At 62.4% G+C, this 19,583-nt stretch carries 15 protein-coding genes; 2 read left to right on the forward strand and 13 right to left on the reverse strand.

The features are described from left to right. Positions 1–415: 415 nt before the first annotated feature. The 13 genes from ACP15D_RS16530 to ACP15D_RS16590 form a co-directional block, all read right to left on the reverse strand. Complete coding sequence (locus ACP15D_RS16530) at positions 416–1,354, reverse strand: CysB family HTH-type transcriptional regulator (protein WP_424958525.1); 939 nt, start codon at positions 1,352–1,354, stop codon at positions 416–418. Beyond that, positions 1,351–2,430: a sulfate/molybdate ABC transporter ATP-binding protein gene (locus ACP15D_RS16535; protein WP_424958526.1), complete on the reverse strand. Its 1,080-nt coding sequence runs from the start codon at positions 2,428–2,430 to the stop codon at positions 1,351–1,353. Before ACP15D_RS16535 ends, ACP15D_RS16530 begins: the two co-directional genes overlap by 4 nt. Continuing rightward, entirely contained in the window at positions 2,427–3,317 is an 891-nt protein-coding gene (cysW, locus tag ACP15D_RS16540) for a sulfate ABC transporter permease subunit CysW (protein ID WP_424958527.1), read from the reverse strand. Before cysW ends, ACP15D_RS16535 begins: the two co-directional genes overlap by 4 nt. Next, positions 3,314–4,153, reverse strand: coding sequence for a sulfate ABC transporter permease subunit CysT (gene cysT / locus ACP15D_RS16545; RefSeq protein ID WP_424958528.1), 840 nt, complete (start codon positions 4,151–4,153; stop codon positions 3,314–3,316). The genes cysW and cysT overlap by 4 nt, the downstream gene beginning before the upstream one ends. 285 nt (positions 4,154–4,438) lie before the next feature. Beyond that, positions 4,439–5,803 (reverse strand): porin, encoded by a 1,365-nt coding sequence (locus ACP15D_RS16550; protein ID WP_424958529.1) that lies wholly within the window; start codon positions 5,801–5,803, stop codon positions 4,439–4,441. A 90-nt stretch (positions 5,804–5,893) separates the two neighbouring features. After that, on the reverse strand, positions 5,894–6,466 hold the full coding sequence (locus ACP15D_RS16555; protein ID WP_424958530.1) for an RBBP9/YdeN family alpha/beta hydrolase: 573 nt from the start codon (positions 6,464–6,466) through the stop codon (positions 5,894–5,896). 121 nt (positions 6,467–6,587) lie between these two features. Next, positions 6,588–7,610 carry a sulfate ABC transporter substrate-binding protein gene (locus tag ACP15D_RS16560; RefSeq protein WP_424958531.1) on the reverse strand — a complete coding sequence of 341 codons (1,023 nt, stop codon included), beginning with the start codon at positions 7,608–7,610 and terminating at the stop codon, positions 6,588–6,590. Positions 7,611–7,777: 167 nt separating this feature from the next. Next, positions 7,778–9,094 (reverse strand): dicarboxylate/amino acid:cation symporter, encoded by a 1,317-nt coding sequence (locus tag ACP15D_RS16565; RefSeq protein ID WP_424958532.1) that lies wholly within the window; start codon positions 9,092–9,094, stop codon positions 7,778–7,780. 72 nt (positions 9,095–9,166) lie between these two features. Next, the gene (locus ACP15D_RS16570) at positions 9,167–10,618 is read right to left on the reverse strand and encodes a lyase family protein (protein WP_424958533.1); all 1,452 of its coding nucleotides are present in this window, start codon (positions 10,616–10,618) and stop codon (positions 9,167–9,169) included. A gap of 84 nt (positions 10,619–10,702) precedes the next feature. Continuing rightward, positions 10,703–11,686 (reverse strand): hydrolase, encoded by a 984-nt coding sequence (locus tag ACP15D_RS16575; protein WP_424958534.1) that lies wholly within the window; start codon positions 11,684–11,686, stop codon positions 10,703–10,705. 17 nt (positions 11,687–11,703) lie between these two features. Beyond that, the gene (locus ACP15D_RS16580) at positions 11,704–14,241 is read right to left on the reverse strand and encodes a hypothetical protein (RefSeq protein ID WP_424958535.1); all 2,538 of its coding nucleotides are present in this window, start codon (positions 14,239–14,241) and stop codon (positions 11,704–11,706) included. Positions 14,242–14,615: 374 nt separating this feature from the next. After that, positions 14,616–15,545 (reverse strand): LysR family transcriptional regulator, encoded by a 930-nt coding sequence (locus ACP15D_RS16585; RefSeq protein WP_424958536.1) that lies wholly within the window; start codon positions 15,543–15,545, stop codon positions 14,616–14,618. A gap of 152 nt (positions 15,546–15,697) precedes the next feature. After that, positions 15,698–16,696, reverse strand: a complete 999-nt coding sequence (locus ACP15D_RS16590) for a DctP family TRAP transporter solute-binding subunit (protein WP_424959257.1) — start codon at positions 16,694–16,696, stop codon at positions 15,698–15,700. Positions 16,697–16,914: 218 nt separating this feature from the next. Between ACP15D_RS16590 and ACP15D_RS16595 the strand changes: the two genes are divergently transcribed. Beyond that, positions 16,915–18,915 (forward strand): PAS domain S-box protein, encoded by a 2,001-nt coding sequence (locus tag ACP15D_RS16595; protein ID WP_424958537.1) that lies wholly within the window; start codon positions 16,915–16,917, stop codon positions 18,913–18,915. Between the two features lie 7 nt (positions 18,916–18,922). Beyond that, on the forward strand, positions 18,923–19,555 hold the full coding sequence (locus ACP15D_RS16600) for a response regulator transcription factor (RefSeq protein ID WP_424958538.1): 633 nt from the start codon (positions 18,923–18,925) through the stop codon (positions 19,553–19,555). The last annotated feature ends 28 nt before the right edge of the window (positions 19,556–19,583 follow it).

Raw genomic sequence — 19,583 nt, forward strand, 5'->3', positions numbered from 1 at the left:
TACTTTGGCTGGAAATTAGTTCCTTACTGCGTGTCCGGCCACGTCGCATTGTACCCAGACAATGACTTTCGCGGATTGAGGCCGCTGGCCAGGCGCGTATGGTTGTGTATTGGGAGTATGCAAAAATGCACACGCGTAAAGAGTTCTATGAGCCCGAAGAGCTGGACACCCTTTCGAGATCGTTTGACGATGCTTGCAAGGCGCTCGATCTCACGAAGCCGGAAAACGAAGAGCCGAGGCGGGAGCTTGCAGATATCGTATTGCGGCTCACGGAACTGGCCCAGCTGGGGCCCGGACAGATCAAGGCAACTGCAACCCGTTTATATCGTGATCGCAATCGAAATACCGCGGCGCTCGAGGCGTACCCCCACGACGACGCCGGTCGGCTGTCGCCGGTGGCGACGCATCGGCGCACTCAGCCCGTCTCGTCGCCCTTGGGGGCAATGCTCGATCGCACGACCGACTCGGTGAGATCAGGCGCGCACAGCTCCATGAAGCGATAGGCGTAGCCGCGCAGATACCGGCCCTGCCGCACCGCTATGCGCGAAGTGTTGCGCGCAAACAGTCCGCTGGCATCGAGCAGCGTCAAGCCGGGATCGCGCTTGGCGTCATAAGCCATCGACGCGACGATACCGACGCCAAGCCCCAACTCGACATAAGCCTTGATCACGTCCGCATCGAGCGCCGTCATGATGATGTCGGGCTCCAGCTTGGCCGCCGCAAACGCCTGGTCGATGCGCGGTCGTCCGGTGAAGCCCTGATCGTAGGTAATGATAGGCCACTCGGCGAGTGCGGCAAGCGTCAGTGGGTTCACCTGCGCCAGCTCATGCCCCGTCGGAACAATGACGGCGTGCTCCCAGGAATAATAGGGGAAGGCCACCACTTCGAGATTCGCTTCGAGGCCCTCGGTCGCAACGCCGATGTCGGCGCTGCCGTCGAGCAGCATCGAGAGCGTTTCTTTTGGGCTCGCCTGATGCAGTATCAGACGCACCTTCGGAAATTCCTTCCTGAACTTCATCACGGCTGGCGGCAGCGCATAGCGCGCCTGCGTATGCGTGGCAGCGACCGTCAGGTCGCCGCAATCGCTCTGCGAAAACTGCTCCGCCAGTCGCTTTATGTTCTTGGCATCCAGAAGCATGCGCTGGACGATGCCTACCAGCTCCTTGCCGGGGTCGGTCAAGCCCGTCAAACGCTTGCCGCGGCGCACGAACAATTCGACGCCAAGTTCGTCCTCGAGGTCTTTGATGTGCTTGGAGACGCCGGACTGCGAGGTGAACAGCGCGTTCGCAACCTCTGTCAGGTTGAAGTTGCGCTTCACTGTCTCGGCGATGATGCGAAGCTGCTGGAAGTTCACGAACGTTCTCCTTGCGCGAATGCGCGTAACCGCGAGCTGACGAGCCGCACCGGTTGTCCTGCTGCGAGGTTGAGCTCGGCAAGCCGTTGCGATGGTAGCTCCACCTCGTAAAGGTGTGGTTCCTCAGAGGCAGCCCCAGAAAGCTCGACCCGGGCGATAGAGCCGATATCGACTATGCGCTTTATGGTAGCGCCGATGCCTGCCTGTCCACTACCGCCGTCGGTAATGATTTCGAGTTCATGCGGCCGGGCGAAGGCGACGGCGGACTGCCCCCTAGCGACGTCGCCGCTAACGATCGGCAGAGCACTTGCCCCAACGCGCAGGTAGTCACCGTCGATCGAGCCACGAAACTCGTTCACGGCCCCCAGGAATCCGTAGACGAACGGCGTTGCCGGCGCCGCGTAAACCTCGCGCGGCGTGCCGGTCTGCTCGACCTTGCCCTTGTTCATCACCACCAGTCGGTCCGCCAGCTCGATCGCCTCGTCTTGATCATGTGTCACGAAGATCGATGTAATGTGGAGTTCGTCGTGCAGATTGCGCAGCCAGCGGCGTAATTCTTTGCGTACCTTCGCGTCGAGCGCGCCGAACGGTTCGTCCAGCAACAACACCCGCGGGCCGACGGCGAGCGCCCGCGCCAGCGCAATGCGTTGCCTCTGGCCGCCGGAAAGCTGCGCGGGGTAGCGATCAGCGACCCAGCCGAGCTGCACCAGTTCCAGCAGCTCCATCACCCTGCGCCGGATTTCCCTTTCTGGAGGACGCTGCGACCGCGGTTTTACGCGCAACCCGAACGCGACGTTCTCAAAGATGCTCATGTGCCGGAATAGCGCGTAGTGCTGGAACACGAACCCCACCTGGCGCTCGCGAACATGCCGGTCGGACGCATCCTCTCCGTCAAGGATGACCTCACCGCGATCAGCATACTCCAGCCCGGCAATGATGCGAAGCAGCGTGGTCTTGCCGCAGCCCGATGGCCCGAGCAGCGCCACCAGCTTTCCGGTGGGGAACTCGAGACTGACATTGTCGAGGGCGACGAAGCTGCCGAAGGACTTGCCGATATTGCGAACTGCGATGCTCATGGTGCCTCGTCGGGCCAAAGATCAGCTCCAGCGCGCCACTCGATGATCGTCTTGATCACCAGCGTCACGAGGGCCAGAAGGGCGAGCAGCGACGCCACGGCAAAGGCCGCCGCAAAGCTGTACTCGTTGTAAAGGATCTCAACCTGCAACGGCATGGTGTTGGTCTGGCCGCGGATGTGTCCAGAGACGACCGAGACCGCCCCAAACTCGCCCATGGCGCGGGCGTTACATAGGATCACCCCGTAGAGCAGTCCCCATTTGACGTTGGGCAGAGTGACGCGGGCGAACGTCTGCCAGCCGGACGCCCCGAGGACGAGGGCTGCTTCCTCCTCGTCGCGCCCCTGCGCCTGCATCAGCGGAATGAGCTCGCGCGCGATGAATGGGACTGTCACGAAGATGGTGGCGAGGATGATGCCCGGAACCGCAAACACGATTTTGATGCCGTGTTCGGCAAGCCATGGGCCGAACCACCCTTGCGCGCCGAACACCAGCACGTAGCACAACCCGGCGATCACCGGAGATACAGAGAACGGGAGATCGATCAGCGTGATCAACACGTTCTTGCCGCGAAAGTCGTGCTTGGCGATGGCCCACGCCGCGGCGATGCCGAACACCAGATTGAGCGGCACGGCAACGGCGGCGGCCAGCAGGGTCAACCGCATGGCGCTGAGCGCGTCGGGCGCCGATATCGCAGTCAGATATGCCGCCCACCCTTTGCGAAGCGCTTCGGCGAACACGGCCAACAGCGGGAGCAACAGGAAGACGGCGAAGAAGGTGAGCGCTACGCCAATCACCGCCCACCTGATGGCGCGGGGCTCGCGCGCAGCCGGGTTCGATGTGAAGCGCGCCGAACGGTTCCAAGGCGCGGTTGAAGATGCAGTGCTCATGCGTGCGCTCTCTCATTGGAACGCATCGTCCACGCCTGCAGCAGGTTGATGACGAGCAGCAGAACGAACGAAACGACGAGCATGACGGCCGCGACCGCGGTTGCTCCGGCATAGTCGTACTGCTCGAGCTTGGTGATGATGATGAGGGGCGTGATCTCCGACACCATCGGCAGATTGCCGGCGATGAAGATCACCGATCCGTATTCTCCCACCGCCCGGGCGAATGCGAGCGCAAAGCCGGTCAAAAGAGCCGGAGTCAGCATCGGCAGCACCACGCGGCGGATCGTTTGCGCCCGCGTTGCGCCTAGAGACGCCGCTGCCTCCTCGAATTCGATGTCGAGATCCTCGAGCACAGGCTGCACTGTGCGCACCACGAACGGTACCCCGATGAAGATGAGCGCCACCAGTACACCGAGCGGCGTATAGGCCACCGTGATGCCGAGCGGCTCCAGATATTGCCCCAGCCAGCCATTGCCGGCGTACACCGCCGTCAGCGCGATGCCCGCGACCGCCGTGGGCAGTGCGAATGGCAAATCGACGAGCGCATCGACGATACGCTTGCCGGGGAAGTCATAGCGCACCAGGGCCCACGCCAGCGGCAGACCAAAAACGACGTTGATGAGCGCTGCCAGCAATGCAGCGCCGAAGCTCAACCGGTAAGAAGCGACAACCCGCGGCGCCGTGACGACATGCCAGAACTGCGCGGGGTCGAGTTCGGCGCTCTTCGCAAACACCGCCGCGAGTGGAATGAGCACGATCAATGATAGATAGCTGATCGTTAGCCCGAGCGATAACCCGAATCCGGGCAGCACGCGATGTCGCCGTGGCGTGGCCATGAATCGTCCCCCGCAGACACTTGCGACTTAAGTGAAGACGATGAAGGTGATGAAGGCCAGGGACACGAGCAGCCCGGTCAACGACAGCATTCGATCGGTCTGCATGTTTAACAATCCCTTTGCTTGGCGAGCGAACGCTATCGGCGCTGGGATCATGCGCGAACCACGAAGTTCTTCTTTCTATATTCCAATTGCTGCTAAGGCGGGAACGGGCAGTTCATAAGGGCAAAGCAATGGGGAGCGATCCTGGAACCGCTCCCCATCCCCCCTGCAAACACGCTCGCGTCAGAACTTGATCAATGCGCCCGACAGAACGACGTCGAGATCCTCCAGCGACGCATCTGCAATGGCGCCACTGGCAACGCTGCCGTTGAGCTGACGCAACGCAAGGTCGCCCTCGACGTGGCGATACGAAAGATAGAGGATCATTCCCGCCTTATCGATGCCCTGCGCGATACCCGCACCGATCACGTTGACGCCCGATCCCCACACCGCCCAGCTTCCCGCTCCGGTCGGATTGAGCGCATCGCTGGAGCCGACGGTGCGCCGCGTCGCGCCACCGCCGTCGTAGTCGTAGTACTCGCCGTAGACCGTGGTCTTGCCGAGATCGAAGAATTTATTCTCGATGCCCGCCTGCACGGCCCAGAACTTCTGCTCGTCATCAACGCCAGTGCCGGCGAAACGCGTCGTGCCTTCGATCAGGTCGTCGACCTTCTGGCCGGCGCCAACGTTGACGAACAATCCTGTCGGCTGATGCAGGACGCTCACCGAACCGCCGAGCTGATGGCACGAGGTGTCATCTCCGGTGGTCTGGGCGGCCGCGCAAACCGTCGAAGTCTGCCCGCCATCGGTGATCTCGCCATAACCGATACCAGCGGCAACCTTGAACGCCCCGATCTCACCTTCGTAGTTGAGCGCGACGTCCCAGTAATCGTCTTCACCCCACGCCGCCGACACGCTGAAACCGGAGATATCCGGCGAGACGTACTTGGCCACGTTGAAGCGCCGTTCACCCTCGCCCGGCTGATCGCCGCCATCACCGATGAGACGCCGCCACGTAATGCCGCTTCCTGTCAGGTTACCGTTATTTGCTGACCGCAGGATCAGGCCGAGCCCCGAATCCTCAACGTCCGAATACTTCGCGAACACGGATGTCTGCGTCAGGTTGATTTCGGTGATGGTGTCCGTGGCCGTTGCCTGCTGACCCAACGAAAAGCGACCTAGCCGATTGCTCTTCAGGTACCAGTAGCTGTCACGCAGATCGAAGCCGTTATCGCTGTCGGCGCCGTCTGAATCATCCTGCGTGAAGCGCTTCGAGTTTGCGGCGCGCACGCCGATTTCGATCTGGTAACCGGCCTCCCACTGGGCGTCGATCTTGGCTTTGCCTTTGAAGCGAAACCGTGTGCGGCTGTTGTCGTTCGTGACGACATATGCATTGCGCTCCGCGCCGTCGTCCCAGAACAGCACCGCCTCGTTGACCTGACCTGAGACCTCCAGCGAGACCTTGCGGTTCCCCTTTCGGGCAGTCGTCGCCTCCAGGTCGGCGATGCGTTCCTCCAGGTCAGAGCAGCAATTGCCGCCCAGATCGGCGCCCCACGCGGCAGGCGCACTTATCGACGCCAAACCCAACCCCGCGAGGACCAACGCCAAGTTGGTCCTCGACCGTACTCCCCCGTACATAACTCACTCCTACGCTACCAAAAAAACGCGACGCAACTACAACGCAGACTTCGACTGAGTTCAGATCCTCCCTAGCTCGATGAAGTTCTCTTCCGCAGGGCGCCGTTCCGACCAGGTGTTGGCCTCGCGGCGCAACCCCTCCAGCATGGCGAGTCCCTGCGGCCATGCCCCGAAGCCGGATGCCGGATTGATGTGGCCGACGGCCCCCAGGTTGACGAGCTGCGCGCCCCACGCTTCCGCAAGTTCTACGGCGCGAGCAAAACGCATCCACGGATCGTTGGTGCTGGCGACGAGCACGGCAGGCACGCCCAATGGAGTTTCGGGCACGATGCACGATGAGCCAAACTTCTCCGGGTCGGCGGGAGCGACGAGCATCAAACCGCTCACCCGGCTACCCCAGCTAGCCAATGCGCGCACCGCGGCGAGGCAGCCGAAACTGTGCGCGACGATGAACACCTGCCCAGGCACCCGGTTCAAATCGCGACCGACGCGCGTCGACCAGTGCGCGACGTTTGCATCTTTCCAATCGCGCTGGATGACGCGGACGGCACCGGGGATTTCACGTTCGAACCACGACTGCCAATGATCAGGACCACTGCCATTCAGGCCGGGCACAAGAAGGACCGTGTCCATGGTATGGCCTCCTCGGTCGGCCTGCCGCGATGCCGAGCGTGCCGTCCCACACCGCGCGAGCAGCTTCGGTGGGGACGGCACGCGTCGCTTGCAAAGCGGCGACGCAAGCCTCTTCTGTGGATCAGCTCTTGCTGGCGTAGATCTGGTCGAAGATTCCACCGTCGTCGAAGTGGGTCTTCTGGGCCTTCGCCCAGCCGCCGAACACCTCGTCGATGGTGAAGAGCTGCACCGGCGCGAACTCGGCCTTGTATTTCTCGGCGACCTTCGGATCGCGCGGGCGGTAGTAGTTCTTGCCGGCGATATCCTGCGCTTCCGGCGAATAGAGGTAGTTGAGATAAGCCTCGGCCAGCTTGCGCGTGCCATGCTTGTCGACGACCTTGTCCACGACAGTCACCGGCGGCTCAGCGAGAATCGAAATCGAGGGCACGACGATCTCGAACTTGTCGGGGCCCAGCTCCTTGATTGCCAGATGCGCCTCGTTTTCCCAGGCGATCAACACATCGCCGATCCCGCGCTCGACGAACGTCGTCGTCGAACCGCGTGCGCCAGTGTCGAGCACCTTCGTGTTCTTATAGATCTTGCCCACCAGCTCCTTCGCCGTGTCGTCGCTGCCACCGGGCTGCTTCAGCGCGTAACCCCAGGCGGCAAGATAATTCCACCGCGCGCCGCCCGAAGTCTTCGGGTTGGGCGTGATTACGGCGACGCCGTCCTTGGCAAGGTCGGACCAGTCCTTGATGGCCTTGGGGTTGCCCTTGCGCACCAGGAACACGATGGTCGAGGTGTAGGGCGACGAGTTCTGCGGCAGGCGCTTCTGCCAGTCTGCCGGAATGAGCCCGCCCTTCTTCGCGAGCTGGTCCACGTCTCCGGCCAGCGCTAGCGTCACCACGTCCGCCTCGAGCCCGTCGATCACGGCGCGTGTCTGTTTGCCCGAGCCACCGTGTGACTGGTTGAGCGTCACGTCCTCGCCCGTCGTCTCCTTCCAATGCTTGGCGAACGCGGCATTGTAGGCCTGATAGAATTCGCGCGTGGGATCGTAGGAGACGTTCAGCAGCGTCGAGCCGGCCTGCGCAGAGTGCGCGCCGGCTGAAACCGCAGCTGCCAGGGCGAGCACGAGCGCCTGGCGCTTGGTGAAATTGAGCTTCATCGCAGTATCCTCTCTGTCCGCAACCTCTGTCGAGGTCCCAGCCAAGAGAACTAGCGAGGCGGGATTATCCGCCGAACCAAGAAGAACTGCGCAGCTTATTCAGAATTTGCGTGTTGCTAGCCGTCGGCGGCCGCGCCGGGTCGACTTAGTCTCGGCCAAACAGCGGTTTAGCCTGTCGTGACGGCCTCTTCGATGTCCGAGGTGTCCACCGAGCGGTTAAGGCCCTGCGTCAGCGCGGAGCGGTCGAGTTCGCCCTCCCACGCCGAGACGACAATCGTCGCCACGCCGTTGCCGATGAAGTTCGTCAGCGCCCGGCACTCGCTCATGAATTTGTCGATGCCCAGAACGATGGCCATCCCCGGCACCAGCGCTGGGCTGACGACGGCCAGCGTCGCCGCAAGCGTCACGAAGCCAGCACCCGTCACGCCGCTCGCGCCTTTCGACGTCAGCATGGCAACGCCGATGATCACGAGCTGGTCGTGCAGCGATAGATGCACGTCGAGCGCCTGCGCAATGAACAGCGTCGCCAGCGTCAGATAAATGTTGGTGCCATCGAGATTGAACGAATACCCCGTCGGCACGACGAGCCCCACAACCGGCTTCGAGCAGCCGAGCCGCTCCAGCTTCTCCATGAGCTGCGGCAGCGCGCTCTCTGACGAAGATGTGCCCAGCACGAGCAGCAGCTCGTCCTTGATGTAGGCGAGGAAGCGAAACAGCGAAAAGCCCGCGAGCCGCGCGACGATGCCCAGCACCACGACGATGAACAGCGCGGACGTGATGTAGAACGTTGCAATGAGCCCCGCGAGATTGCCCAGTGTCGAAGGGCCGTACTTCCCGATCGTATAGGCCATGGCACCGAACGCACCGAGCGGCGCCGCCTTCATGATGACGGCGATCACGCCGAAGAATGCGTGCCCCATGTCGTCGACGAGTGTGCGCACTGTACGGCCGCGCTCCCCAAGCACCATCAGCGCAAAACCGAACAGTATCGAGATCAGCAGCACCTGCAGAATGTTGCCGTCGGCAAATGCCCCGACGAGGCTGTTGGGTATGATGTGCAGGATGAATTCCACGCTCGATTGATGCGCCGCGCGCTCAGCGTATTGCGCGACCGCACCGGCATCGACCGACCCCGTGAACCCTTCGCCCGGTCGCACCAGATGCCCGACGACGAGACCGATGCTCAGCGCCAGCGTCGATATGATCTCGAAATAGATGAGCGCCTTGACGCCGACACGCCCCACCTTGCTCGCATCTTCGATGTGCGAGATGCCCGACACCACGGTGCAGAAAATGATGGGCGCGATCGCCATCTTGATGAGCTTGATGAAGCCGTCGCCGAGGGCCTTCACCCATTCACTTTCGGCAATCCCTGGGGCCAGCCAACCGAGCAGGAAGCCGAGCAGGATCGCAACGAGAACCTGCACGTAGAGAAGCCGGTAGAAAGGCTTGCGTTCCTTGCCTGCTGCACCCACGGACTGCATGGCGTTACCCCCTAACGCGACTTTTTCTCGATCTAAGTCGCCAGGCCGATGCGCGGCAATTGTGGGAAACCGCTAGCGGATGCCGCCCGTCGTTTGCACATGACGTCCCTCGACCTGTGGATCGCCCTTGCGAAGTGCCTTCGCCTGCGCGATCACCGCGGCGACCTCCTCACGGGCCATGCCGAGGTAGCCGCGCGGATCCAGCAGTTCGTCCACCTGTTTCGACGTCAGCATTTTCGCCACCTTCGCATCCTTCAGGAGTGCCGTCCTGAAGTCGATCTTCTCCTCCAGCGCCTGATGGATCACGTCATGCAGATGCGCGTCGGCTTCGTCCTTGCCCATCTGCGGAGCGAGCGCAAAGGCCACCCGCTGCGCCATGATGAAACCCTTCGTCCTGCCGAGGTTGTCGGCCATGGCACCGGAGTTGACCTGCAACTTGGCGAGAAGGCTGCGCGCGGTTTTCAGCGTCTTCTCCGTTTGCACCGAGATGTCCTTCAGCGCCATGTCGGGACCAACCGTGCTGTCACGCTCGAAAAAGTTGACCACATCGTCGAGGATCACCTCCGCGAGCCGCGGGATCGTGCGCGACGCGTGAATGAGCACCTCGGATTTGCTGGGGTTCACCTTTTGCGCCATCGAGCTGCTGCTGACCGAGGTGGAAGAGCGCGTTTCGCTCGTCTCCCCAATGTCGGTCATCTGCAATAGGAACAGCTCCTGCCCGATCGCGCCGTAGAGCTTGCTCACCAGCGCCAGCGACAGGGCATATGACGCGAACACATCGCGCGTGCCGTGCCAGTCGTCCGGGTAGGGCGCCGCGAGGCCGAGTTCCTGCGCGAACGACCGCTCGACGTCCATCGCCTTGGCCCCAAGCCCCGCGTAGGTGCCGACCGCGCCTTTCAAAATGGCGGATCGGTTCAGCTCCCCCAGGATCGCCTTCATACGCTCGATGTCGCGCCGGTTCTCGCCGATCCAGCCGCTCACCTTCTTACCGAACGTGATCGGCAGCGCGTGCTGACCCAGCGTCCGGCCAGCCATCACCGTGTCCTGGTGCGTTTGCGCCAGATCTATGAGGATGGCCTCGATCTCGCGCAGCTGCTCGATCAACAAAAGCGTTGAGCGTCGCAGCTGCAGGACGATCGCCGTGTCGTAGATATCGACCGTGGTCGCACCGTAGTGCACGTACTGGCGCGCATCCGGGTCTATCGAACGCCGCCAAACGTTGATTAGCGCCACCATGCGATGCTGAACCAGGTGGCGTTCCTTCTCGATGTCCGCGGCGGTCGCAAAGCGAATGTGCGCCTTGCGTGTGATGGCGTCCGCCGCCTCCTGCGGAATGGCGCCATGCGCCGCCTGCGCGCGGGCCATCGCCGCTTCGATCTCGAGCACGTACTGGTTGGTCTGCTCATCGTCGAAGACGTCGGCGACGCTCGCAGGCTCGCTGTCTGCGCGCGCCGGAAGCACGCCTCCGGCAAACGCGAAAGCAACAGCGAGCGCAAGTCCGCCGCAATATCGAACAAAGTGCATCATTCCCCCGTGACGCTACTCGCTTCGCCGATCATCCCCATCGTATCCGCGGAACGGTGCGGTGATCGGCCTTCACGCGCACGTTCACTCCGATGTTGCGATCCCGGTGCCGGCGAGCACGGCAGCGCCAGCAGGTGCCATGCGCGAAGCCTCGTGTCCCACGCCTTCGACTTTTCTCATCCGCCAGGAGAATGGCGCACCCATGCGCGCAGCGATCGCACGCGCTCGCGGAAAGTAGAACAGCCCGCGCTCATAGCGCGTCCGGCCCTGAGCAACCGCGCCCGGGTCATTGCGCATACCGGCATAGTTCACATCGGCTGTGCCGAGCAGCAGGGTGAAGTTGCAACCGAACGCGCTGCGTAGCCGAGCCTCCGGAATTGGCGAGCCGCGCAGCCCGTAGGGAAACTGGAACTCATAGTCTGGCACGAGATACCACCCCGGATTGGCGGCTGCCGCCCGGTCGATCATGCGGCAACCCGAGTGCAGCACGTAGCGCTGAATGAACTGCGCACCAGCCCCATGGCCGAACATGCTGAACTTGCGCCGGTGCGTTCCGAGGCTGTGCGCGGCCATGCGGAATGCTTCCTCGACGACATAGAAGCTGGTCTGCTGCCACGGCTTTGCTTCCAGCCGCCGGCTGCGCACGTTGCCAAGGTTATAGGACGCAGCGCCCGGCCACTTCTCGGCGGTGAATTCAGGTACCAGGAGAATGGCGCCATATCTGTCCGCCAGCGGGCGCCACGTGTCGTAGTAGTCGAAGGCGAGATGGCGCGCAGCATCGCGCCGGGTGCCCGGCATGATGACCCAGATCGGACTGTCGCTCGAAATGCCGGCTGGCCGGTATGTATAGATCGTCACCGGCCCGCGCGAGACGTTGTCGACGTCGAACGCGCCATCGCCGACGGGCATCCTTTGCGTTGCAGGATCGAACCGCGTCTCGGTCGCAGCCGCGGCAGTTACCGTCAACACGAGAAACGCCAAAGCGGAAACCACGTGCGAAATCATGGCAGCACCTTCGCGTCGTGCGTTGCGGCGGCGGAGGATTTGGCTTTCGATGAAGCTCTTCATTTCACTGATCCTCGAGCTCAGAACTTTATCCGCGTGCCGGCGTAACCGATGAAAAGATCGGTAAGCGGAACGGGGCTGGGGCCGGTAACGCCGGTCGACGAGCGGTACTGCACGCCTTCGGTGTCGAACTTGAAGATGCGGAAGCCGGCGTAGACGTCCATTCCCGCGTTGTCGATCTTCTGGTTCACAGCCGCGCCCAGCATCATCAGGCTGCTGTCGGTGACTTCTGCCAGATCGGCTTCGCGTAAGCCTGTGATCGCGTCGTCGACCTGCGCATATTCGCCATAGACGGACGTATCGCCGATCTCCCAATACTGACGGCGAAGTCCGAATGCGGTGTAGAGGTAGTCGAGCGGCGGACGATTGGTGCCAGGCGTGGTCACGAGGCCGGTGGTATTCTCGCCGTAGACGGCGCCGGGCGTACCGGTGGTCCCGTACGCTTCGAGGCCGTGGAACGTGCGGTGCACGTACGCAGCGGTCGCGAACAAGCCGGTCGGTATGTGCAGGATGCTTGCCGATCCCTTGTATTCCCGGCGATCACGAAAATACTCGGGATGGTCGTCGACGATGCGCCCTTCGGTGGTATCGCGCAGGTAACCCGCGCCAAACCTGAACTTGAAGTTGTTATAGTTGACGCCATACTCGACGGCAGCGTCGTAAAAGTCGTCCTCGCCCCACGCCACGGAAGCATCGACGTTGCCGAACCGGCTAGACCAGCGCGGCGCGTCGTAGCGAATTGCGTCACGGCGCAACGTGTCGACGCTGCCGCCGCCGGAAATGTCGTTCAGCGTCGTATTGACATTGCCCGACGACGATCTGATCAGGCCGCCGTTGCCCTGTTCGTACCAGTCGGCGTGTCGCAGCATCAAGCTGCCGCCGATCGTGGCGATGTTCGCCGCTCCTGGCATGATGCCACCGACATCCTTCAGGATGATGTTGTCGGTGGCGGTCGAGGTGTGGCCCACCGTGACCGTGCCGAGGAGATTGCTGCGGATCCACCACGCGGACTGGCGCAGCTCTATCTGGTTTTCTCCATCCGCCGTCAGCTGGTCGACGTCGTTCGATGCGGTATCGTCGAGTCCGATGGACATCAGATAGCCGGCACTCCAGCCGCGAGCGATCTTTGCCGATCCTTCGAAATTGATACGGCTGCGCGAGGCGACATTGTCGACGATGTAGGCGTCTTTCTTGGCGCCGTCGTCCCAGAACATCACCATGCGGTTGATCCAGCCCGAAACGGTAAGCGAGACCTTGCTGTTACCCTTGCGCGCGCTCTCTTCTTCCAGGATGGCGACGCGTTCGTCGATGTCTTCGCTGTCAGTGACATGGCCGATTGACGGATCGAACGCGAACCCAGGCAGACTGTTGCTGATCGGCGAGGACTCATCCAGCAGCATCGTTAGCCCTAGCGAGCCGCCATAGAAGTAGACGTCATCGTTGGCGCGCACGTCCTTGTCGCCATTGAGATCTGACACCGTCGCATAGTGCGACAGCGCGGTGCTGACATTGTTCATCCAGAGGAACTGGCCCGACGCGGTAAGATAGGTGCCCTCCGCCAGTTTGAACTCGATGCGCGGGTTGAACTCGACTGCCTGCGAGAAGACGTTCTCATGGTCCGTCGTCTCGTAGCTGCGCTGATGAGTTGCATTCTCGGAGACGAACGTGCGGTTGCGATCGACGAAGTTGTTATAGAGCCCGCCCTTGATGCTGCCGCCGATGCGCAGAGAGTCGCCGACGTCGAACATGTGCTCCAGGCCGAGCTGCACGCCGACGAGCCGGTTGTCGGTACGGATCGAGACGTGATCGCGCACGCTGTCGGTGCCGAGGCCCGGCACCGATGCCATAGTGTCCATGGTCGATGAGCTGAGCGTCTCACCGAACGAGATACCGCGTGCACCAACGCTGAGGCCGGGAATTCCGAATGGCCGGACGAGGTTCGCTTCGGCGCCATAGAGCTTGGTCTCGTGGTGAATGCTGAGACCATAGATGTTGTCGGAATTGAGCAGGTTGCCGACGTCCTGAGAAGCCAGGTTAGCGTAGACCGTGTCGGTATTTGTCACGCCGGTGATGCTCATGCCGAGCTTCTGCGCTTCGAAGCTGATCGGACTTAAAAAGAACGCGGAAAGCTCGATTGGCTGATCGAACACGCCCGCCTGCAAGGTCATCCGCAGGCCCGGAGCATAATCGTCGCCTTCCAGCTCGGATGAGTTGAATTTGGTGTAGGAGTCGGACGTCGGTGGCGCGCTCGGAGAGTCGCCAACCTCGGTGAACGGAACCGCCGCTAGTCCCTTGCGCCAAAGCACGAGGCCCTCGACCGTAAAGCCTCCGGGGGCCCGTCCACCGGTTTTCGCGATGCTCGCGCCGGTGGGCTCATCGGAGCCGCCACCACCTTCGCCGTAATCCGCAGCGGACTCCGTATCGCCGTCGCCCGCGGCACGCGCGTCTTGCGACGCAGCGGTCAGGAGGAGAAATGCGGAGAAAGCTACAGTAACACCGCCTGCAAAATTGCGGGCATAGAACCAGCGCCGGTTATTTCCCCATAGGGGAATACGCACACCACCACACACAACGCACACTCCAACAAGCTTTCCAACCCACTTTTTTTAGTTGAAAAAATTATGCGAAAAGCCCGCTGGAGCGACCATTCGAATGATTGGATGGCCTCATCAGCAATATGCAAGCAGACTAGTGGAACGCCCGCAGAATCAACAAGCTAGCTGTGCCTAAAGCGGCGCCAGTTCGGCTCGTTTTTGCGCGTATGTGGCGGCGGAGCATCTATGGGACAATCGGGAGCTGTGCCGCACTTGGTTAATCGCGCAATGTATCTCGCGACAGCAAACGGTACAGCCACCACGGTTGTGGCGAGAGGCGTATTGAATATTGATATTACGGGAAATGGAGCGCGGTTTGAGCGGAGAAAATAGGGGCGTTATGCAAGATGCACAGCGTTTGCATTGTCATCGCTTACGAGGCGGAAATCGAGAATGGTCTGACGTATGGCATCAATGAAGTTCAGCGCATTCGCCGAGAGCGGCTTTCCCGCCGGGTGAATGTAGCCGAACGTGATCCATTTGGCAGGTGAAAGCGGGACAAACTTCACCGCTACTGTATTGAGGCCGCGCGCACTCAGTCGGTCGAAGAACGCAATACCCGCACCATCGCTCGCCATCTGGTACGCCATCAGCGATGAGTGGGTTTCGAGCGCGTAGCTCGGTGAGAAATCGATCGCCGGCAAGGCATCACCCATCTGCTGACGCCAAGCCGGGTTGCGCCACGGTCCGATCAACGTCTCGCCCGCAAGGTCGTCAGCGGTGAGGCAGCAGCGCGTCGCAAAAGGGTGATCGTTTGGTACGACTGCCTCGATACGAACCTTGAACAGCGGCTTGGTTTCGATCGGAACGTGCGACGGGTTCAGCGGCAACGAGGCAAGCACAAGATCAAAGCGGGTTGACGCGATCGCACTGTCGAGTTCGAAACGCGCGCGCAAGTCGATGCTGCACGAAAGCCGTTCGTTCGATTTGCGCAGCAGCGAAAGGGCCGGCGAGACGACAGCCTGCGCTACTCGCGGGGTGGTGAGGATATTGAACTGCTGGTCACCGGTGCGGATGTTGCGCGCAATTCGCGGAATTTCCTCGACCCCGGCCAGAATATGCTTGGTGGTGTCGTAGAACAGCTTTCCATCGCGCGTCAGGCTAAGGCCGCGCCCGGTGCGATCGAATAGCTTCAGATCGAGATCGGCTTCCAGAAGCGCAATCAGCCGGCTGACGGCCGGTTGGCTCAGGCACAGTTCACTTGCAGCCGCCGAAAGCGATCCGCGCTCCGCCGCCAGCTGAAAGGCGCGCAGTGATTTGAAGTTCATATTGCAGGCCCGGCGCCCTGGTGTGTCTCTGTGCCGGAGGGTGGGCCGCCCGGCCGCCTCCGTCGTCTCATCGCTCGAGAGTGCATGCGATTCACCCCTCGCAAGTGGCGCCTGGCCTGGGTTCGCGCCTCCCGAAGCTGAGGTCGCAAGGTTCATTGCGTCGGCCCCGTCGCTGCGCGTATCGCATCGATGCGGTCTTTGCCGATCCGCGCGGCAACGTCGGCGTAAACGGGTTCCAGCGCCTTGATCCACGCTTCGCGCTCGGCTGCTGTCTGCTCATGAAACAGCGTCGATCCGGCCGCCTTCATTTTCGCGAGCGCCTCGGCATTGGCGGTTTCGGCGATCCTGTTGGTGTACTGGGTCGCCTCGCTCATCGCCCGCTCCAGCGCGCTGCGGATATCGCGCGGCAACCCATCCCAGAACGCCTTGTTGACGATCACCGCGTAACCCAGATAGCCGTGGTTCGAGAGCGTCGCGTGCGGCTGCACCCCGCTCAGGCGCTGCACCAGCATGTTGGAGGGCGGATTTTCCGTGCCGTCGGTTACGCCCATTTCCAGCGCCTGATGCACCGCCGGCAGCGGAATGATCTGCGGAACGACGCCGAGAGTCTTCATCTGCGCCTGCAGAACGCGCGATGGCTGGATGCGCATGCGAAGGCCCGCCAGATCCTGCGGCATGTGGATCGGCCGGTTCGCGCTCATGATCTTGAAGCCGTTGTCCCAGAAGGCGAGGCCACGGATGCCCTTGCTGTCGAGGCCTGCGAGCAGCTCTTTGCCGATCGCGCCCTGGGTCACTGCGTGCAGCGCCGCCCACCCGGGGAACAGGTAGGGAAGGTCGAAAACCTCGAACTCCTTGATGCCGAGCGGCCCGAATTTGGCGAGAGAGGGAGCCACCATCTCGACGGCGCCAAGCTGCACCGCCTCCAGTTCCTCCTGGTCGCGATAAAGCTGCGCCAGCGGATAGACCTCCACCCTCACCCGGCCCTGGGTGTAACGCTCTGCAAGCTCCTTGAATTTCTCGGCCCCCAGCCCCTTCGGCGTATCGGGAGCCACCACATGGCTGAAGCGCAGAACGATGGCTTCCTCCGCCCGGCTCTGGCCGGCGAGCAATAACCCCAGCGTGGCAATAATCAGCGCTGCAAGGCTCTTCATCTTACTCACACTAAGCCCGCCCCCGGCCCAACTCATCGCGTATCTTCGCGCTGCCGCCGCACTTGCGGCGCAGCCTGAAAGCGCAACGGGCCTTTCCCCGATCCCCAAGTATGGGGGAAAGGGTGGGCGGCCTCTATTGTGGTTATCCGCAACGCGACGGGCACGGGGACGGATAGATAAGGTCGGGTTCGAAGTTGAGTAAGCGGAACGGCTCCCCGATGGTGGCGGACATACAGGCGCGCATGGGCTGGCGGACTGCCGGCGACGCTGGCGACCGGTTCCGTCCGGCCTGGTCGGCACCCGCGCTCATGCTCAGCTCGCTGCTGTCGCTTGCCGGTATATTCCTGGTGCTGGGCCTCTTGCTCTGGCTGCTCGACGGCGATGAGCGCGAGGCACGCCGCGAGGAGATCATCCGCGACGCCCTCTGGGTCGAGCACACACTCCAGTTCCGCTTCAGCACCATCGAAACGCGCCTGTCACGCATGGCCTATGAGCTCGGCAAGGCGGATTCCCTGAAAGAGGCATTCGCTGTGCAGGCCGGTCCGTTGGTCCACATCGAGCGCGAACTCTGGGGCCTGAGCTGGCTCGACGGTAATCTCCAGGTGCAAGCCTCGGTCCCAAACTCGGCCGACGCGGAAACGCCGCTCAATCCGGTCGTCCTTTCCGCCGTCGAGATCGCACGCCGAACGGGTCGGGGCCTATTCACGCCTCCCTATTCGCGCGGAGATAGCTCCGACCACGTTTCCTACGTCGCGCCCATCGTCAAGGACGGCAACGTCGTCGCTCTGCTGCACGCCGAGATTTCGTTGGGCCGCTTCCTCGCTCAGCACGTGCCCTGGTGGATCGCCGAAAAGCGCGCCGTGCAGATCAAGCGCAGCGATGAGCAGATCGCCGCGAGCCGGTCCAAGGTGGACCCCGACAAAGGCGCACTCAGCTACACCGTCGAGATCGGCCCGCCACTGTCGAACCTCTGGCTCACGCTCACGAGCTATCGAAACCGCTCGAGCCTCGTACAGAACAGCCTCGTCGTAGCGATGATCGTCCTGAGCTTCCTCACCGCGGCCGCCCTCATTGCGCGCGAGCGCCAGCTGCGCGGCCGCAAGCTCGCCGAAGCTGCACGCGATGAGGAATACGCCTTCCGCCGCAGCATGGAGGAATCGCTCCGCGTCGGCATCCGCGCCCGCGACATGGAAGGGCGCCTGCTCTACGTGAACCAGGCCTTCTGCAAGATGGTCGGCTATTCGGAAGCGGAACTGATTGGACGCGCCGCGCCCATGCCCTACTGGGCACCCGAGGAGCAGGACCGCACGCAGCGCCTGCATGATGCCATCCTCGCCGGCGCCGCCACCGGGCAAGGCATCGAAGTGCTGTTCCAGCGCCGCGACGGCACGCGCTTCGACGTGCTGATCTACGAGGCGCCGCTGATCGATGCACAAGGACAGCAGCAAGGCTGGATCGGCTCAGTGCTCGACATCTCCGACCGCAAGGCATCCGAGGAATTAGCACGCACGCAGGCCGAGAAGATGCAGCATACCTCACGCCTCGTCACCATGGGCGAGATGGCATCGTTTCTCGCCCACGACCTCAACCAGCCGCTCGCGGCGATCCGCAGTTACCAGACCGGCCTGAAGAACATGCTGTCGAGCGGCGGCGCCAATCCCTCGGACGTCACGCCCGCCCTCGATGCGATCGGCAAATCCGTCGAGCGCGCTGGCCTGATGATCCGCCGCGTCCATAACTTCGTGAAGAAGAGCGAGCCGCGCCTCGAGCCGATCGATCTCGCCGAGGTGACGAAGGAAACGGTTGCACTGCTCGAACCGGAGCTGACCAGGGGACACTGCTCGGTCGACATACTCCTGGATGCCGGCCTGCCGCGCGTGCGTGCCGACCGCGTTCTGATCGAACAGGTGCTGGTCAATCTCATTCGCAACAGCATGGACGCCTGCAGGGATCTGCCGCGCTCTTCACGCGGCATAACCCTCGCCGGCACGCTCAACGGCGGCGCTATCGAGCTGCGCGTACTCGATCACGGCAGCGGCGTGCCCGAGCACCTTACAAGTCAGCTTTTCTCGCCGTTCGTCTCCACCAAGGAGGGCGGCATGGGCATGGGACTGACGATTTGCCGGTCGATCATCGAGCTGCACGGAGGCGGAATAAAGTATGAGCACCAGCCCGGCGGCGGCGCCTGCTTCTCTTTCACCCTGCCACTCTCGCACTGAGGCCGACATGAGCCAGTCACGCGTCTACGTCGTCGATGATGATGCCACACTGCGTGACGCGCTGACGTTTCTGCTGTCGTCGCGTCGCGTGAGCACATCGACCTTCTCTTCCGGCGAGGAGTTCCTCGAATTCTTCAACCCCGGCTTGCGCGGCTGCGTGCTAACCGACATCCGCATGGGCGGCATCTCGGGATTGGAGCTGTTCTCGCGCCTGCGGGAAGCCGGATCGCGTTTGCCCTGCATCGTCCTCACCGGGCACGGCGACGTGCCGATGGCCGTCGAAGCCTTGAAGAAGGGCGTGCGCGACTTCATCGAAAAGCCGTTCGACGCCAACGATCTCGTCGATAAGCTCATCGCCGCCATGGCCGACGACGACGCACGCGCCGAGCAGGACGCCGCGCGCCGCTCCCACACCGACCGCCTGGCAACGTTGTCGGACCGCGAGGCGGAGGTGATGCAACTCCTTGTGGCCGGCAAGCCGAACAAAGTCATTGCCGACGAGCTGTCCATTGCCATCCGCACCGTCGAGGTGCACCGCGCGCGCATCTTCGAGAAGCTCGGCGTGCGCAGCGCCGTTGAGCTGGTCAAGCTGCTCGCAGAAACCGATACGATGCACGGCCGCGCCACCCGCTCGGGCTAAACTCTACTTAGCCTCTCCCCGGCGGGGA

It is taken from the genome of Hyphomicrobium sp. 1Nfss2.1 (genome assembly GCF_965243865.1).
Lineage (GTDB): Bacteria > Pseudomonadota > Alphaproteobacteria > Rhizobiales > Hyphomicrobiaceae > Hyphomicrobium_A.

Bases quoted from the DNA above. Each gene is read 5' to 3' on its own strand.
- ACP15D_RS16600 (WP_424958538.1), top strand. From the start codon at position 18,923: ATGAGCCAGTCACGCGTCTACGTCGTCGATGATGATGCCACACTGCGT.
- ACP15D_RS16565 (WP_424958532.1), bottom strand. From the start codon at position 9,094: ATGCAGTCCGTGGGTGCAGCAGGCAAGGAACGCAAGCCTTTCTACCGG.
- ACP15D_RS16595 (WP_424958537.1), top strand. From the start codon at position 16,915: ATGGTGGCGGACATACAGGCGCGCATGGGCTGGCGGACTGCCGGCGAC.
- ACP15D_RS16575 (WP_424958534.1), bottom strand. From the start codon at position 11,686: ATGAAGAGCTTCATCGAAAGCCAAATCCTCCGCCGCCGCAACGCACGA.
- ACP15D_RS16585 (WP_424958536.1), bottom strand. From the start codon at position 15,545: ATGAACTTCAAATCACTGCGCGCCTTTCAGCTGGCGGCGGAGCGCGGA.
- ACP15D_RS16535 (WP_424958526.1), bottom strand. From the start codon at position 2,430: ATGAGCATCGCAGTTCGCAATATCGGCAAGTCCTTCGGCAGCTTCGTC.
- ACP15D_RS16570 (WP_424958533.1), bottom strand. From the start codon at position 10,618: ATGCACTTTGTTCGATATTGCGGCGGACTTGCGCTCGCTGTTGCTTTC.
- ACP15D_RS16555 (WP_424958530.1), bottom strand. From the start codon at position 6,466: ATGGACACGGTCCTTCTTGTGCCCGGCCTGAATGGCAGTGGTCCTGAT.
- cysT (WP_424958528.1), bottom strand. From the start codon at position 4,153: ATGGCCACGCCACGGCGACATCGCGTGCTGCCCGGATTCGGGTTATCG.
- ACP15D_RS16590 (WP_424959257.1), bottom strand. From the start codon at position 16,696: ATGAAGAGCCTTGCAGCGCTGATTATTGCCACGCTGGGGTTATTGCTC.
- cysW (WP_424958527.1), bottom strand. From the start codon at position 3,317: ATGAGCACTGCATCTTCAACCGCGCCTTGGAACCGTTCGGCGCGCTTC.
- ACP15D_RS16560 (WP_424958531.1), bottom strand. From the start codon at position 7,610: ATGAAGCTCAATTTCACCAAGCGCCAGGCGCTCGTGCTCGCCCTGGCA.